The 1,161-nt window shown below is 73.0% G+C and carries 1 protein-coding gene and 1 pseudogene; both read left to right on the top strand.

Features of this window, described 5'->3' with window-relative positions:
- The coding region (locus D180_RS17170; RefSeq protein WP_017913766.1) for a glycosyltransferase family 4 protein at positions 1 to 735 on the top strand (735 nt) is incomplete at its 5' end.
- Positions 732 to 1,161 (top strand): annotated as a pseudogene (locus D180_RS17165) (glycosyltransferase family 1 protein); the annotation flags it as partial. The gene D180_RS17170 and the pseudogene D180_RS17165, both read left to right, overlap by 4 nt.

Below are 1,161 nucleotides of genomic sequence, written 5' to 3'. Positions count from 1 at the left end.
CGGCGCTGGTACGCCACCGCCGCCGGCATCGCCTTCACCTCGCTGGAGCTGGCGCGCGGTTTCGTCGGCGCCGGACTGTTCGCCGGATCCACGCGCCTGTTCGCCATTCCCGAATCCAGTTGCCGCTTCACTCCCGGCGAGCGCGACCAGGCGCGCCGCGACAGCGGGCTGCATGGCGCGCCCTGCGTGCTGTGGGTCGGCCATCTGAGCGAGGGCAAGGATCCGCTCACCGTGCTCGACGGCGTGGCCCGCGCCAGCGAGCAACTGAGCGGGCTGCAGCTGTTCTGCGCGTTCGGCGATGCGCCGCTGCTGCCGGTGGTGCAGCAGCGTATCCAGGCCGATCCGCGGCTGGCCGGCCGCGTGCACCTGCTGGGCCGGGTGGAGCACGCGCAGATCCAGACCCTGATGCGCGCGGCCGACCTGTTCGTGTCCGGCAGCCTGGGCGAGAGCTGCGGCTACGCGGCGCTGGAGGCCTATGCCTGCGGCACGGTGCCGGTGTTGACCGACATCCCGGCGTTCCGTGCGCTCAGCGACGGCGGCCGGGTCGGCGCGCTGTGGCCCTGCGGCGACGCCGAACGCCTGGCCACCGCGCTGCTGCAGGCCTCGCGCGACGGGCCGTCGCGGGCGCTGGTGCGCGCGCATTTCGATGCGCAGCTGTCGTTCGCGGCAGTCGGCCGGCGCTGGGCGCGCGCCTATGCGCAGTTGCTCGGTGCCACGTCGCGGAGCGCGGCATGAAGCTGGCGCTGGTGGTGCCGGGCGGCGTCGACCGCAGCGGCGAGTACCGGGTGATTCCGGCCTTCCTGAGCCTGATCGAACGCTTGGCGCGCGTGCATGAATTACATGTCTTCGTGCTGCACCAGGAACCGCTGCCGGCGCAATGGGACCTGCTCGGCGCGCGGATCCACAACATCGGTGCGGCGCGTACGCGCTGGCGGGCGATCGCTGCGATCCGCGCCGAGCACCGCCGCGCGCCGTTCGACGTGGTGCAGTCGCTGTTTTCCGGCCACTGCAGCCTGATCGCGGTGGCGGCAGCGCGCTGGCTGCGGCGGCCGAGCCTGGTGCACATCGCCGGCGGCGAACTGGTCGCACTGCATGCGATCGGCTACGGCGGCCGGCGCAAATGGCAGGGACGGCTGCGCGAGGCGCTGGTGTTGCGCCTGG

The organism is Xanthomonas sp. SHU 166 (genome assembly GCF_000364685.1).
Classification (GTDB): Bacteria; Pseudomonadota; Gammaproteobacteria; order Xanthomonadales; family Xanthomonadaceae; genus Xanthomonas_A; species Xanthomonas_A sontii.
This window is presented reverse-complemented; position numbering and strand designations above follow the sequence as displayed.